Below are 14,373 nucleotides of genomic sequence, written 5' to 3' on the forward strand. Positions count from 1 at the left end.
CTCAGTTGAAGGGGCCGCCGTCCGCGAAGGCGTGGGCGGCGAAGCGTTTTCCCATCCGGCGGTACGCGGCGGCGGTGGGGTGAAGGCCGTCGGGCAGGTCGTGCGCCTCGTCCGGGCCGAGCAGTTCACGGCCGTCGACGTAGTGGAGGTGACGGTCGTGTGTCCGGCGGGCCGTCACGATCCGTTCCAGCTCGGCGCGGACCACGGACAGCGTCAGTGCGCCACGCGCCGCTTCCGCCGGATCGCCCAGGGCTGTGATCTTCCCGTCCGGGCCCATTGCGGTCGGTCCGGGTGTGTCCTCAAGTGCCGGGCAGCTCACCGGGGACGTCAGCAGGAGCGGGGTGTCCGGATGGCCGTCCCGGACCGTGTCCAGAAAGCCGTGCACCGCCGGGCCGAACGTCCGCAGCCGGAAGGCGGCCAGACTCACGATGTTGATGCCCACCTTGAAGCTGATCAGATCTGCGGGCAGATCGCGGATCGTCCGGGCGACATAGGGGTCGAGCAGCGCGTTGCCCGCCTGGCTGAGGTTGATCACCTCAACTCCCCCGAGTGCGGCCGCCACCACCGGCCAGGTACCGGTCGGGCTGTCGGCCTCGATGCAGTGGCTGAGGGAACTGCCGTGGTGCACCCAGCGGCGCCGGCCGTCCGGCAGCGGCGGCAGTACGTCGCCGTCGGCGCGCAGTGCCACAAGTTCCGTGGGGGTCTGCTGCGGCAGCCACAGCTCGACCTCTTTCATGCCGCTCTGCAACCCGGTGAACCGCACGGTCCCCGGCTCTCCCGGAATCAGCCGCTGCTCGGCCCCGGGGCCCGCCATCCGCAGCACGTTGCCCAAGGGCGCCCGGCGGCGCTCGGCCAGAACGCCGTTCACCACGAGATCCAGCATGCCCGTCGGGCGGGGACGAGGGTCGGTGTCGAGCTGCCCTGTAGAGGTCAGCACCTCGAACTCCAGCTCACGAGCATCGGTGCGGAACACCAGCCGCACACCCGAAGGCATCACGGTCACCCCGTGGACCGACGGGTCCTGGTACTGCTCCGTGGTCCACGCGGGCAGCCGGCGCGGCATCACCCCGGCCTGCGTGGCCTCCAGGTCCAGCGCACCCCGTATCTCCACCGGCCCGCCCACCAGCGGCACCGCCCGCATCGCCACGTCAACGCTCCGGATCTCACTCGCCGCCACGAACTCAGTGATCATCGGCTTTCGAGTGCCACCAATTCAACCTGCACCAAGGAAATGTGACGTCCAAGGTACCGGTGAGCAGGTGTTGTGCACCCGCCGCTATGGTGGCGCGATGTCGTCGATCAAGCAGTTCCAAGTCACCTTCGACTGCGCGGACCCCAAGCGCGTCGCCCGGTTCTGGTGCGAGGTGTTGGGATACGTCCTGCCGCCACCGCCCGAGGGATTTGCCACATGGGAAGAGTTCGATCGCTCCCTGCCGCCCGACCATGAGGATGCATGGTTCGCCTGCAGTGATCCCTCAGGTGTGGGCCCGCGACTGTTCTTCCAGCGCGTTCCCGAGGGCAAGGTCGTCAAGAACCGGGTGCATCTCGATGTGCGGGCCGGCACCGGTCTCGTAGGTGAGGAGCGCCTCGCCACACTTGAAGCCGAGTGCGCCCGGCTGGTCGCGCTCGGCGCGGTACGTGTACGCCTGCTGCCCGCCGACGAGGAAAACGAGTCGTGCATCGTGATGCAGGACATCGAGGGCAACGAGTTCTGTCTCGACTGAGTGGCCGTGAACGGGTCATGACGGCGGGGTCTGGGCCCGTCGGAGTTCGATCCGGACTACCTCCTTGGCCTCCGCTCCGGCGACGCCGCCCGTGGCCGACACGGGCGGCAAGTCGGCGGTGAGCGTGGCCAGTTCGGCCGGAGTCCGCGCCGACAGGGCGGTTGCCAGGCGCTCGTGCTCCTGGGGCCCGTTGACGCCCTGCTCCAGGGTCGGCCGCAACGGCACCGCAGGCGCCACCCATCCAATTCCTGTAACTCCCGTACGCCTGGACCTGCCTGTTACCAGCGGATACCATGACCGTACATCTAAGTCTGCGATTCCTTCGTCAACTGGATGGCGGTAATGAGGACTGTCTCTCCACGCACCGCAGTTCGACGATTAGAGCCCGGCTCCGGGCCGGTCGAAGTGGCGTACCGGGAGCCTCATCCGCGGCTCAGAGAGCTGGGCGTGCGGTGGTTCGGGTATCGCGAGCACGAGGCGTCGCAGGCCACCCGGCGGCATGTTCCCGGTGCGCGCGTCGGCCTTGTCTTCGGTTTCGGGGACGGCTTGCGGGTCACCGAGCCGTCCGCCAACGGCGGCACGACGTCCGTGCACCACTCCTTCATCGCCGGGCCGCACGCGACCGCCCTGGAGTCGACGAGCCTCGGCCGGCTGAGCATCATGCAGCTGGAACTCAGTCCGGCGTGCGCGCACGCGGTGTTCGGCGTCCCGCTGCATGAACTCTCCAACGGCGTGGTGGATTTGCGCGATCTCATCGGCCGTTCCGCGGACGAGATCTGTGAGCGGCTCGCCGAGGCGCCCGACTGGGACGCCCGCTTCACGCTGCTCGAGCAGGTGCTCACCGCCCCTCTCGACCAGGCGCGGGACCGGGATCACACCGTGCTCTCCGTCTGGGACGCACTGCGCCACTCGCATGGGCAGGCGCGTATCTCCGAACTCGCTGACCGGGCCGGCTGGACCCGCCGTCATCTCGACCGCAGATTCCTGGACCGGATCGGGCTGCCGCCCAAGACGATGGCGCGGGTCCTGCGCATCCAGCGTGCTCTGGATCTCATCAGGACGGACAGCGACCTGAGTTGGGCCACGGTGGCGGCGGAGTGCGGGTACTACGACCAGGCGCACTTCAACCGGGAGTTCCGCGGCATCGTCGGCTGCACGCCCACCACTCTCCGAGCCGAGTGGGCCGCCCGGCCGGCCGGTGCCGTACAGCTCGGCTGATGCCGCCGCGGTCCCGGCCGCCGGACGTTTCCGCCGCTGGGCGAAGTCCGTACCCGGGGCCCGGGCCCGGATCCGGGCCGAGGTCCCATTCGTACAAGACCGTTGTTAGGGACGTTCATAGTGTGACCCCTGCCCGCAGCCGGGCGAGTGGCCGACGGACTCGGAGGGACACCGTGATCGACGAACCTGCCACGCTCACCGCCGCCTACGAAAGGTGCCGGAAGCTGCACGCGTATCACGGCCGCTCGTTCTACCTGGGGACGATGCTGCTCCCGGCGTGGAAACGGCGCCATGTCAGCGCGCTGTACGGCTTCGTGCGCGTCGCGGACGACCTGGTCGACGACATGTCGCTGAACCTGACCGGCCGGCAGCGGATGGAGGCGGTGCAGAGCTGGGGCGGGCTGCTGCGGGCGGGCCTCGCGGGCGAGCCGGTCGACGACCCGGTCCTGCCCGCCGTGGTGCACACGGTGCGGGCCTTCGGTATCGACCCCGCCGACCTCTTCCTGTTCGTCGACGCGATGGCCATGGACACGGCGTTCGCCGGATACGACACATACGAGCAGCTGTGCGGCTACATGGAGGGTTCCGCGGCGGCGGTCGGACGCGCCATGACCCCGATCGGTGAACCGAGCGACCTGATGGCGGCCAGGGAGCCGGGCAGACAGCTCGGGTACGCCTTCCAGCTCACCAACTTCCTCAGGGACGTGGCCGAGGACCTCGCGCGAGGGCGGGTCTATCTGCCGGCCGAGGACCTGAAGCACTTCGGCGTCACCCAGGACGATCTGGCGCAGGCGGAGTCCCCGCACCGGGTGCGTGAGTTGATCGCCTTCGAAGTGGACCGCGCCCGGGCCCACTACCGCGCGGCCGAGCCCGGCTTCGACTTGTTCCCGCCCGCATCCCGGCAGGCCTTCCGGGCGGCGGCCGACCTGTACGGGGGCATCCTCGACGAGATTGAGCGGGCGGGCTTTAACGTCCTGAACCGGCGGGTGCGGGTGCCGCGCCACCGCCGGGCCGTGCTGTTCGCGCGGCGTCTGGCCCGCGCCCATCTCGCCCACCGGCGGGAGCTGCGCGTCCCGATGCCGACGATCTCTGAGTCGGCCGAGCGGATCGCCACGCCCACGCCCAGGCTCCGGGCCGAGGGCTGATGATGACCGACTCACCCGCCCCCGCAGCGGCATCCGGCCCGGGGCCGACTCGCCGCGGTCTGTTGGCCGGTGCCGCCGGTGCGGTCGCGCTCGCCCTGCCCGCGACAGGTGCGGCCGCAGGCGTGGCGACCGCCTCGAGCCGCCGTACCGGTGCGCCGGCGGCTCGAGGCGGCGGCCGGACCGTCGCCGTGTTCGGCGGCGGAGTCGGCGGGCTGACGGCGGCGCACGAACTGGCCGAGCGCGGCTTCGACGTCACCGTTTACGAACGGGGCGGCTGGGGCGGCAAGGCCCGCAGCATGCCCGTACCCGGAACCGGCACCGGCGGCCGCGCCGACCTGCCGGGCGAACACGGCTTCCGGTTCTTTCCCAACGCCTACCGGCATCTGCCCGACACCCTCGGACGCATCCCCTTCCCCGGCAACCCGGGCGGAGTCCTGGACAACCTGACCGCCGCCACCGCGATGGCCTTCGGGCGCTCCCACGCCCGGCGCGATCTCGTCGTGCCCTTGCGGGAGGCGGCCCGGCCCGGCGCGCTCACCCCGGACCTGCTGGTCCGGGCGCTTACCGGCTTCGCGGCCCAGGCGCTGCGGCTGCCGCCGCATGAGGCGGCGTTCTTCGCCAACCGCGTCACGGTCTTCCTCACCAGCGGCAACGCCCGCCGCTTCGGCCAGTGGGAGAACACCAGCTGGTGGGAGTACACCCGGGCCGAGGAGATGAGCGCTGACTACCGTGCCCTGTTCACCATCGGCCTGACCCGGAACATCACGGCGATGAAGGCGGAGATAGCCGGCACCAACACGCTGGGCTGGGTGTACGAGGCCTTCGTCTACGGCCTGTTGGGCATCGGATACGAGGGACCGTTCAACCGCGTACTGGACGCGCCGACGAACGAGGCATGGATCGACCCATGGCTGCGCCACCTGTCCTCACTCGGCACCCGGCTACGCCTGGGCCGCACCCTCGAACGCCTCAACTACGCCCAGGGACACATCGCTTCGGCCACCGTCTGCGAGCCCGACGGCACCCGCGCCACCGTCACCGCCGACTGGTACGTCCTGGCCGTCCCCGCCGAGCGCGCCGCGCGACTGCTCAACTCCGCGATCCTGGCCGCCGATCCACGCCTGTCCGGCGTGGCCCGGCTGCGCACCGAATGGATGGCCGGGCTGCAGTTCTATCTGCGCACCCGGGCGCCGGGGATCCACGGGCATGTGCTGCATGTGGACACCCCGTGGGCCCTGTCCTCGGTGGGGCACGCGCAGTTCTGGCACGGCCGTGACTTCCCCCGGCGTTACGGCGACGGCAGCGTCGAGGACTGTCTGTCGGTGTCGATCGCCGACTGGCACCGCCCGGGAGTGGTCTACGGCCGCCCCGCCCTGCAGTGCACGGCCGCCGAGGTCGCCCGCGAAACCTGGTCCCAGCTGCGGGACTCCCTCGACGTGGCGCTGCCGGACTCCGCGCTGCACTCCTGGCACCTCGACCCGGCCATCACGGGCCTGGGCACACCGAGCCCCGCCAATGAATCGCCCATGCTGACCTTTCCCACCGGCAGTTGGCGTCACCGCCCGGAAGCGGCCACCGCGGTCCCCAACCTGTTCCTGGCCGCGGACTACGTGCGCAACGGCATCACGTCCATGGAGGGCGCCAACGAGGCGGCACGCACTGCGGTGAACGCGCTGCTCGCCGAGTCCGGATCGCCCGCCGAGCCGTGCCGCCTGTGGCCCCTGTACGAACCGCCCGAGCTGGCTCCGCTCAAGGCCCGCGACGACGCCCGTCACCGGCTCGGGCTGCCCCACGCACTCGATCTGCCCCAGGGGCGATCCGCCCGAGCCGGCACCTGACCAAAGGGCCCGAGTCAGCACCTGACCAAGGGATGAAGCGATGACGCATCAGCTGCCCCGCCGCCGGCTGCTCGCCGGCGCCGCGGCCGCCACGTTACCCCTGCTCGGAGCCGCCCCCGCCCCGGCCGTGAGACGCCGAGCGCACCGGCCGACCGTCGCCGTCCTCGGCGGCGGCGTCGCCGGTCTCTCCGCCGCCCACGAGCTCGTCGAGCGCGGCTTCGACGTCACCGTCTACGAGCACAAGTCCTTCGGCGGCAAGGCCCGCAGCATGCCGGTGCCCGGCACCGGCAGCGGCGGCCGCGCCGACCTGCCCGGTGAACACGGCCTGCGGCTGTTCCCCGGCATCTACCGCAACCTGCCCGACACCCTCAGCCGCATCCCCTTCCAGGGCAATCCCAGGGGGGTCCTGGACAACCTCACCATGGGCCGGGTGCTGCTGATGTCCCTGTCCGGCGGCCGCGACGATCTGATCCTGCCGCTTCGGCAGGCCGCAGATCCCGGTGCTCTCACCCCGGATCTGCTCGTGCGCATCCTCACCGGCTTCGCCCTCGAAGTGCTGCACCTGCCCCCGCACGAGGCCGCGTTCGCCGCCAACCGCGTCGCGGTCTTCCTGACCAGTGGCAACGCCCGCCGCTTCGGACAGTGGGAGAACACCAGTTGGTGGGAGTTCATGCGCGCCGAGACGATGGGCGCCGACTACCGCAACATCTTCGCCATAGTCCCGACCCGCAATCTGCTGTCCATGAAGGCCGAGGTGGCCAGCGCCAACGCGATCGGCCGGGCCATCGGCGAGCCGCTGATCCTCACCATGCTCGGCATCGGCTACCACGAGCCGTACGACCGCCTCCTCGACGCCCCCACCAATGAGGCGTGGATCGATCCCTGGCTGACACACCTCTCGGGCAACGGCGCCCGCCTGCGCCTCGGCTGGACCGTCGAGCACCTCAACTACGCCCAGACCCGTATCACTTCAGCCACCGCACGGGACCCCGGCGGCGCACGCCGCACCATCACCGCCGACTGGTACATCCTCGCCGTACCCGCCGACAAGGCCGCCCAGCTGCTCAACCCCGCGATCGTGGCCGCCGATCCACAGCTCGCGGGGGTGGCCCGGCTGCGTACCGAATGGATGGCCGGGCTGCAGTTCTATCTGCGCCGCCGCTCCCCGATCGTGCCGGGGCACATGGTGTTCCCCGACACGCCCTGGGCCATCACCGGTGTCACACAGGCACAGTTCTGGCGCGGCCGCGACTTCAGCCGGCACTACGGCGACGGCACCGTCGCCGACTGCCTGTCCACCTCCGTGGGCGACTTCGAGAATCCCGGGATCCTGTACGGCAAACCCGCCCGCGACTGCACCCCGCGCCAGCTCGCCCACGAAGTATGGGCACAGATCAACGGTGCGCTCGACAGCCCGATCCCGGACAGCGCCCGGCACTCCTGGCATCTCTCCCCGGGCCTGACGGGCCTGGGCACCCCGCACGCCCGCCACGACGAGCCGCTGTTGGTGCACCCGCCGGGGTCCCGGGCGCTGCGCCCGGACGCGGCGAGCGCCATCCCGAATCTGTTCCTGGCCGCCGACTACGTCCGCACGAATATCGACTGCGCCTCAATGGAGGGCGCGAACGAGGCGGCCAGGCTCGCGGTCAACGCCCTGCTCGAGCGGTCCGGTTCGGGTGCCGAGCCCTGCCGCCTGTGGTCGCTGTACGAACCGCCCGAGCTGGCCCGGCTGCGGGCGCACGACGACATGCGGTACCGGCGCGGCCTGCCCCACGTGTTCGACCTCCCCGAAGGGGCAGTGGCATGAGTCACCAGGTCTCCCGCCGCAGCGTGCTGGCCGGCACGGCCGGTGCCGCCGCACTCACCCTCGCCGGGCACACCAGGAGCCAAGCCGCACCGGCCGCCCGCCGCCCCACCGTCGCCGTACTCGGCGGCGGGGTCGCCGGCCTGTCGGCCGCCCAGGAACTGACCGAGCGCGGCTTCGACGTCACCGTCTACGAACGGGGCGCCTGGGGCGGCAAGGCCCGCAGCATGCCCGTGCCCAAGACCGGCACCGGCGGCCGCGCCGACCTGCCCGGCGAACACGGCCATCGCTTCTTCCTCGGCACCTACCGGCATCTGCCCGACACCCTCAGCCGCATCCCCTTCCCGGGCAATCCCAGGGGTGTTCTGGACAACCTCACCGCCGTGCCCACCGTGCACCTCGCCCGGGCGGGCGGCCGCCCGCCCGTCGTCTTCCCGCTGCGTGAAGCCGCCGTCCCCGAGACGCTCTCGCCCGACCTGCTGCGCACGATCGTGCTCGGCTGGCTGCGGACCGCCACCCATCTGCCGCCCCACGAAGCCCTGCGCCTCGCGCACCGGATCCTGGTCTTCGTCACAAGCAGCGAGGAACGCCGGTTCGGGCAGTGGGAGCACGTCCCGTGGTGGCGTTTCATGCGCGCGGAGGGCACCGGCGACGAGTACCGCGATCTGTTCGTGGTCGGTCTGACCCGGAACCTGAACGGGATGAAGGCCGAGGTGGCCAGCGCCAACGTGGTGGGGCGCACCATGGAGTCGGTGCTCCTCAACCTCCTCGGCCACGGCTACCGGGATCCGGTGCTGCGCGTCCTGGACGCGCCGACGAACGAGGCGTGGATCGACCCCTGGCTGACCCATCTGTCCAGCAGCGGTGCGGTGCTCCGGCTGGGCTGGGGTGCCGAGAAGCTCAACTGCGCGCAGGGGCGCATCACTTCCGCCACCGTCCGCGGCCCCAACGGCACCTCACGGCAGGTCGGCGCCGACTGGTACGTCCTCGCCGTCCCGGCCGAACGCGCCGCACCGCTCATCGACCGGGCGGTCCTCGAAGCCGACCCGCGCCTGGCCGGCATCGCCCGCATCCGCACCGAGTGGATGGCCGGCCTGCAGTACTACCTGCGCGAGCCGGTGGACATCGGCCCGGGACACCTTCTGCACGTGGACACCCCATGGGCGATCACCTCGGTGAACCAGGCTCCCTTGTGGCCCGGCCGGGACTTCGGCCATGACTTCGGCGACGGCTCAGTACGGGACTGCCTCTCCGTCGTGATCGCCGACTTCGAGCAGCCGGGCATCCTCTACGGCGAACCCGCCCGCGACTGCACGCCGCGCCAGCTCGCCCGCGAGGTCTGGGCGCAGATCAACGGGACGCTGGAAAAGCCGCTGCCCGACCGCGTCCTGCACTCGTGGTTCCTCCCTCCGGGCCTGCGCGGCCTCGGCACCCCGCACCCCGCACACGACGAGCCGCTCCTGGTCAATTACGTCGGCGGCTGGCAGAACCGGCCCCCGGCGGGCACCGCGCTGCCGAATCTGTTCCTGGCCGCCGACTACGTACGGACCAGCTTCGCCACCACATCGATGGAGGCGGCGAACGAGGCGGCACGGCACGCGGTGAACGCGCTGCTCGCCGCGGCCGGATCGCGCGCCGAACCCTGCCGGCTGTGGCCGCTGTACCAGCCGCCCGAGTTCGAGCCAGCCAAACGGCAGGACCGCATCCGGTACCGGATGGGCCTGCCCAACGCATTCGACCTGCCGGAAGGGCGCAACTCATGAACCGTCAGCCGTCCCGCCGCGGAGTGCTCTCCGGCACCGCCGCCGCCGCAGCCGCGCTCACCCTCCCCACCGCGGCGCCCGGCCGTGCGACCGCCGCCCGCCGGGCCGGGCGCCCCACGGTCGCTGTCTTCGGCGGCGGCGTCGGCGGCCTGTCCGCCGCCCACGAGCTGGTCGAGCGTGGCTTCGACGTCACCGTCTACGAGCGCAAGTCGTTCGGCGGCAAGGCCCGCAGCATGCCGGTGTCCGGCACCGGCAGCGGCGGCCGCGCCGACCTGCCCGGTGAACACGGCTTCCGCTTCTTCCCCGGCATCTGCCGCAACCTGCCCGACACCCTCAGCCGCATCCCCGTCCGCGGCAATCCGCGCGGCGTCCTGGACAACCTCACCACGCTGCGGACCCTGACGTTCTCCCTGTCGGGCGGCCGGCGGGACCTGGTGCTGCCGGTCGGCGGGCGGCACCGCCCCGGGCCGCTGAGCCCCGAGCTGCTCGGCCGTATCGTCGCCGGAGTCGCCGAGGAGGCTCTGCACCTTCCGCCCGCCGACGCCCTGATGCTGGCCAACCGTGTGCTGGTCTTCGTCACCAGCAGCGAGGAACGGCGCCTGGGGCAGTGGGAGGACGTGCCGTGGTGGACCTTCCTGAGAGCCGACGAGCGCAGCGCCGACTACCGCAACATCTTCGCCGTCAGCTTCACCCGGCTCCTCGCCGCGATGAAGGCCGAGATCGCCAGTGCCAACACGGTCGGCCGGATCGCCGAGGGCTTCATGTACAACCTGGTGGGCATCGGCTATCCGGACCCCTTCGACCGGATTCTCGACGCCCCGACGAACGAGGCCTGGATCGACCCCTGGACCTCCCACCTCACCTCCCAGGGCGCCCGGCTCAAGCTGGGCTGGAGCGTCGAGAAGCTCAACTGCTCGCAGGGGCGCATCACTTCGGCCGGCGTCCGCGGCCCCGAGGACACCACGCAACAGGTCACCGCCGACTGGTACGTTCTCGCCGTCCCCGTCGAGCGCGCCGCGCGTCTGATCGACCGGGAGATCCTTCAGGCCGACCCGCGCCTGGCGGGTATAGCCCGCCAGCAGACCGACTGGATGACGGGCATCCAGTTCTACCTGCGCCGCCCCGCGCCGATCACGCCCGGACACATGGCCTATGTGGACACTCCCTGGGCGGTCAGTTCCATCAGCCAGAGCCAGTTCTGGCCCGACCGCGACTTCGCCCGGGACTACGGCGACGGCACGGTCACCGACTGTCTGTCCACCGTCGTCGCCGAGTGGACCAAACCCGGTGTCCTGTACGGCAAACCCGCCCGCGAGTGCACGGCCGGACAACTCGTCCGGGAGACCTGGGCCCAGCTCAACGGCGCGCTCGACACGCCACTCCCCGACGACATCGTGCACTCCTGGCACATAGACCCGGCCGTCACGGGCCTGGGCACTCCACAGCCCGCCAATGACGAGCCGCTCCTCATCCACCCGACCGGCAGCTGGCGGCACCGGCCCGACGCGGACACGGCGATCCCCAATCTGTTCCTGGCCGCCGACTACGTCCGCACAGACATCAACATCGCCTCGATGGAGAGCGCCAACCAAGCGGCGCGCGCCGCGGTGAACGCCCTTCTGGAAGCCGCCGGTTCGACCGCGGAGCGCTGCACCCTGCACGAGCTGCACCGGCCGCCCGAGTTCGAACTGGCCAAGCGACAGGACGCGGCGCGCTACCGGGCGGGCCTGCCCAATCTCTTCGACCTGCCGCCGTCCTCCTGATTCCTGAAGCGGAGCCTTCCCGCCGGTCCGGCGGGAAGGCTCCGTGTCATCATGACGGCGCTGCTTCGGAGGGGTACGGCGCTGCCTCATGAGGAAGCCCGGAAGTCCGGAAGCCCAGAAGTCCGGTGTGCCGCCTGGGCCGGGGCGAGGCGACCCGGCTGCTGACACAGCCGCTGCCGGGCCCCGGACTCGGACCCGGCAACTCACCTCCCCCCTCAGACGCCGGCGGCACCCCCCGATGCGTCGAGCAGCTCTTGTGCCTCCTCGATCAGGGCCTCGACGATCCTGTGCTCCGGGACCGTCCGCGTCACCTCGCCCCGTACGAAGATCTGCCCCTTGCCGTTGCCCGCGGAGACGCCGATGTCCGCCTCGCGGGCCTCGCCGGGCCCGTTGACCACACAGCCCATGACTGCGACGCGCAGCGGGACGGGGAAGCCGTCGAAGGCGGCACTGACCCGCGCGGCCAGCTCCCGCACCTCGACTTGAGCGCGCCCGCAGGACGGGCAGGACACGATTTCCAGGCGGCGCGGCCGCAGGCCGAGCGCCTCGAGGATGGCGCAGCCCACCTTGACCTGCTCCACCGGATGCTCGGTCAGCGAGACCCGTATCGTGTCGCCGATGCCCTCGCGGAGCAGAACACCGAACGCGGTGGCGGACTTCACCGTGCCCTGCATGGCCGGGCCCGCCTCGGTCACCCCGAGGTGCAGGGGGTAGTCGCACCGCTCGGCGAGGATCCGGTAAGCGTCGATGGTCACGACCGGGTCGTGGTGTTTGACGGAGAGCTTGAGGTCCCGAAAGCCGTGCTCCTCGAACAGCGCGCACTCGGACAGCGCCGAGGCCACCAGCGCCTCGGCGGGGGCAGTGCGGTACAGGACGCGCTGCCGCGGGTCGAGGGAACCGGCGTTGACGCCGATCCTGATGGGGACGGCGGCATCCGCCGCGGCCCGGGCGATCTCGGCGACCTTGTCGTCAAAGCGTCGGATGTTGCCCGGGTTGACGCGCACCGCGGCGCATCCGGCGTCGATGGCGGCGAACACATACCGCGGCTGGAAATGGATGTCGGCGACGACCGGCACGGGCGACTTGCGGACGAGGTGAGGCAGAGCCCTGGCATCGTCGCCGGACGGCACCGCGACCCGCACGATGTCGCACCCCGCGGCGGTCACCTCGGCGATCTGCTGCAAGGTGGCGTCCACGTCGGCGGTGACCGTGGTGGTCATCGTCTGCACGGACACCGGATGGTCGCTGCCCACGCCGACGGCTCCCACCCGTAGTTGCCGGGTGGGGCGGCGAGCGGTCGTGCTCCGGGGCGGCGGCGCGGGCATGCCGAGCTCGACAGGCATCGTCCTCACCCCACCATCGCGGGCAGGGGCCGAACGACCGGCTCCGTGGCCGACCGGACGATGTCGGCCGCTGAAAGTCCGCACTCCAGGAGCACCTCGGCGCGCTTGCCGTGCGGCAGAAACCTCGGCGGTATCCCCAGAGTGCGTACGGGAGTCCACACGTCGGCCGTGCGCATCTCGTCGGCGAGGGCGCTTCCGGCGCCGCCCGCCCGGCAGCCGTCCTCCACGGTGACCACGAGCCGGTGCCGGGCGGCGAGCGCGATCAGGGCCGCGCTGACGGGCTTCACCCACTGCGGGTCGACGACGGTCACGCCCTTGCCGTGGTCGGCGAGTTGCCCTGCGGCCTCCAGACACGGCCGGGCCATCGCCCCGACCGAGACGATCAGCACGTCCTCGGCTCCGGTCCGGCGCAGCACGGCGAGGCCGTCCGTGGTGGCGGCCGCGGGGATGTCCGGGCCCGCGTCGCCCTTGGGGAAGCGCACCACCGTCGGCCCGTCGGTCACCGCGACCGCCTCGCGCAGCCGGTCCTTGAGGGTGCGCGCGTCCCGGGGTGCGGCGATCCGCAGTCCGGGGACGACCTGGAGTACGGACAGGTCCCACATCCCGTTGTGGGAGGGCCCGTCCTCGCCGGTGACCCCGGCCCGGTCGAGAACGAAGGTCACCGGGCAGCGGTGCAGGGCCGTGTCCATGAGCAGCTGATCGAAGGCGCGGTTGAGGAAGGTCGCGTAGAGGGCCACGACCGGGTGCAGGCCTCCCAGGGCGAGCCCGGCCGCCGAGGCGACCGCGTGCTGTTCGGCGATGCCCACGTCGAAGACGCGGTCGGGGAACTTCGCCGCGAAGGCGCCAAGGCCGGTCGGGTCGAGCATCGCCGCGGTCAGCGCCACGATGTCCGTCCGCTCCGCGCCGAGTTCGACCAGTTCCTCGCCGAACACCGAGGTCCATGACCGTCCGGTGGTGTGCAGCGGCCTGCCGGTGGCTGGGTCGAGGGGGCGCACCGTGTGAAAGCGGTCGGTCCCGTCCAGCTCTGCGGGCCGGTAGCCGCGGCCCTTCTGGGTGAGGCAGTGCACGACCACGGGGCATCCGAGGCCCGCCGCTTCCCGCAGGGCGGCTTCGAGAGCGGCGATGTCGTGTCCGTCGACCGGCCCTATATAGCTCAGGCCGAGTCCGGCGAAGAAGCCTCCCGCCGCGGGCCGCAGGGCGAGCCGCTGCGCGATGGCGCCGGAAGTGGGCGCGTAGGACCGGCCGTTGTCGTTCAGGACGACGATCACCGGCCGGTCCGGCGCCGCGGCGATGTTGTTCAGTGCCTCCCAGGCCATGCCGCCGGTCAGCGCCCCGTCGCCCACGACCGCCACGACGGCGCGCCCGTGGCGGCCGCGCAGCCGCTCGGCCTTGGCCAGGCCGTCCGCATACGACAGCGCGGTCGAGGCATGGGAGTTCTCGATCAGGTCGTACGCGGACTCCGCGCTGCTGGGGTAGCCGGAGAGCCCGCCGCGCCGGCGCAGCCGGTCGAACCCGGCGATCCGGCCGGTGAGCATCTTGTGGACGTAGGCCTGGTGGCCGGTGTCCCACAGGATCCGGTCCTGTGGCGCGGCGAACACCCGGTGCAGGGCGATCGTCAGTTCCACGACGCCCAGGTTCGGCCCCAAGTGGCCTCCCGTACGCGCCACCTTGGTGATCAGGAAGTGGCGGATCTCCTCGGCCAGCTGCGGCAGCCGCGCCGTGTCCAGCATCCGCAGGTCGTTCGGACCGGTGATCGTTTCCAGCACGCCCATGTG

General features: G+C 71.5%; 11 protein-coding genes. 7 read left to right on the forward strand and 4 right to left on the reverse strand.

The genetic code is table 11. From position 1 onward, the window contains the following. Nucleotide 1: 1 nt before the first annotated feature. Nucleotides 2-1,141 (reverse strand): SGNH/GDSL hydrolase family protein, encoded by a 1,140-nt coding sequence (locus ACFQVC_RS23050; protein ID WP_381833928.1) that lies wholly within the window; start codon nucleotides 1,139-1,141, stop codon nucleotides 2-4. Nucleotides 1,142-1,289: 148 nt separating this feature from the next. Here ACFQVC_RS23050 and ACFQVC_RS23055 point away from each other — a divergent pair, with 148 nt between their 5' ends. Next, nucleotides 1,290-1,724 (forward strand): VOC family protein, encoded by a 435-nt coding sequence (locus ACFQVC_RS23055; RefSeq protein ID WP_381833414.1) that lies wholly within the window; start codon nucleotides 1,290-1,292, stop codon nucleotides 1,722-1,724. 15 nt (nucleotides 1,725-1,739) lie between these two features. On the opposite strand, the gene ACFQVC_RS23060 is transcribed toward ACFQVC_RS23055, so the two are convergent. Then, nucleotides 1,740-1,961: a DUF1707 domain-containing protein gene (locus tag ACFQVC_RS23060; RefSeq protein ID WP_381833417.1), complete on the reverse strand. Its 222-nt coding sequence runs from the start codon at nucleotides 1,959-1,961 to the stop codon at nucleotides 1,740-1,742. A 105-nt stretch (nucleotides 1,962-2,066) separates the two neighbouring features. Between ACFQVC_RS23060 and ACFQVC_RS23065 the strand changes: the two genes are divergently transcribed. The 6 genes from ACFQVC_RS23065 (at nucleotide 2,067) to ACFQVC_RS23090 (ending at nucleotide 11,255) form a co-directional block, all read left to right on the forward strand. Then, on the forward strand, nucleotides 2,067-2,942 hold the full coding sequence (locus ACFQVC_RS23065; protein ID WP_381833420.1) for a helix-turn-helix domain-containing protein: 876 nt from the start codon (nucleotides 2,067-2,069) through the stop codon (nucleotides 2,940-2,942). A gap of 173 nt (nucleotides 2,943-3,115) precedes the next feature. After that, a complete protein-coding gene (locus tag ACFQVC_RS23070; protein ID WP_381833423.1) occupies nucleotides 3,116-4,087 on the forward strand; it encodes a phytoene/squalene synthase family protein in 972 nt (323 codons plus the stop codon). 2 nt (nucleotides 4,088-4,089) lie between these two features. Continuing rightward, nucleotides 4,090-5,925, forward strand: coding sequence for a hydroxysqualene dehydroxylase (locus ACFQVC_RS23075; RefSeq protein WP_381833426.1), 1,836 nt, complete (start codon nucleotides 4,090-4,092; stop codon nucleotides 5,923-5,925). A gap of 40 nt (nucleotides 5,926-5,965) precedes the next feature. Next, on the forward strand, nucleotides 5,966-7,732 hold the full coding sequence (locus tag ACFQVC_RS23080) for a hydroxysqualene dehydroxylase (RefSeq protein WP_381833429.1): 1,767 nt from the start codon (nucleotides 5,966-5,968) through the stop codon (nucleotides 7,730-7,732). Then, complete coding sequence (locus tag ACFQVC_RS23085; protein WP_381833432.1) at nucleotides 7,729-9,492, forward strand: hydroxysqualene dehydroxylase; 1,764 nt, start codon at nucleotides 7,729-7,731, stop codon at nucleotides 9,490-9,492. Before ACFQVC_RS23080 ends, ACFQVC_RS23085 begins: the two co-directional genes overlap by 4 nt. Beyond that, complete coding sequence (locus ACFQVC_RS23090; protein ID WP_381833435.1) at nucleotides 9,489-11,255, forward strand: hydroxysqualene dehydroxylase; 1,767 nt, start codon at nucleotides 9,489-9,491, stop codon at nucleotides 11,253-11,255. The genes ACFQVC_RS23085 and ACFQVC_RS23090 overlap by 4 nt, the downstream gene beginning before the upstream one ends. Nucleotides 11,256-11,470: 215 nt before the next feature. Here ACFQVC_RS23090 and ispG read toward each other — a convergent pair whose 3' ends face one another. Continuing rightward, nucleotides 11,471-12,598: a flavodoxin-dependent (E)-4-hydroxy-3-methylbut-2-enyl-diphosphate synthase gene (ispG, locus tag ACFQVC_RS23095; RefSeq protein ID WP_381833438.1), complete on the reverse strand. Its 1,128-nt coding sequence runs from the start codon at nucleotides 12,596-12,598 to the stop codon at nucleotides 11,471-11,473. Between the two features lie 5 nt (nucleotides 12,599-12,603). Then, the gene (locus ACFQVC_RS23100) at nucleotides 12,604-14,370 is read right to left on the reverse strand and encodes a 1-deoxy-D-xylulose-5-phosphate synthase (RefSeq protein ID WP_381833930.1); all 1,767 of its coding nucleotides are present in this window, start codon (nucleotides 14,368-14,370) and stop codon (nucleotides 12,604-12,606) included. Nucleotides 14,371-14,373 lie beyond the last annotated feature (3 nt).

This window comes from Streptomyces monticola (assembly GCF_042665355.1).
GTDB classification, from domain to species: Bacteria; Actinomycetota; Actinomycetes; order Streptomycetales; family Streptomycetaceae; genus Streptomyces; species Streptomyces monticola.

Excerpts from the sequence above, each read along its gene's own strand:
- ACFQVC_RS23055 (WP_381833414.1), top strand. The coding sequence starts at position 1,290 with ATGTCGTCGATCAAGCAGTTCCAAGTCACCTTCGACTGCGCGGACCCC.
- ACFQVC_RS23085 (WP_381833432.1), top strand. The coding sequence starts at position 7,729 with ATGAGTCACCAGGTCTCCCGCCGCAGCGTGCTGGCCGGCACGGCCGGT.
- ispG (WP_381833438.1), bottom strand. The coding sequence starts at position 12,598 with ATGCCTGTCGAGCTCGGCATGCCCGCGCCGCCGCCCCGGAGCACGACC.
- ACFQVC_RS23050 (WP_381833928.1), bottom strand. The coding sequence starts at position 1,141 with ATGCGGGCGGTGCCGCTGGTGGGCGGGCCGGTGGAGATACGGGGTGCG.
- ACFQVC_RS23065 (WP_381833420.1), top strand. The coding sequence starts at position 2,067 with ATGAGGACTGTCTCTCCACGCACCGCAGTTCGACGATTAGAGCCCGGC.
- ACFQVC_RS23090 (WP_381833435.1), top strand. The coding sequence starts at position 9,489 with ATGAACCGTCAGCCGTCCCGCCGCGGAGTGCTCTCCGGCACCGCCGCC.
- ACFQVC_RS23080 (WP_381833429.1), top strand. The coding sequence starts at position 5,966 with ATGACGCATCAGCTGCCCCGCCGCCGGCTGCTCGCCGGCGCCGCGGCC.
- ACFQVC_RS23100 (WP_381833930.1), bottom strand. The coding sequence starts at position 14,370 with ATGGGCGTGCTGGAAACGATCACCGGTCCGAACGACCTGCGGATGCTG.
- ACFQVC_RS23075 (WP_381833426.1), top strand. The coding sequence starts at position 4,090 with ATGACCGACTCACCCGCCCCCGCAGCGGCATCCGGCCCGGGGCCGACT.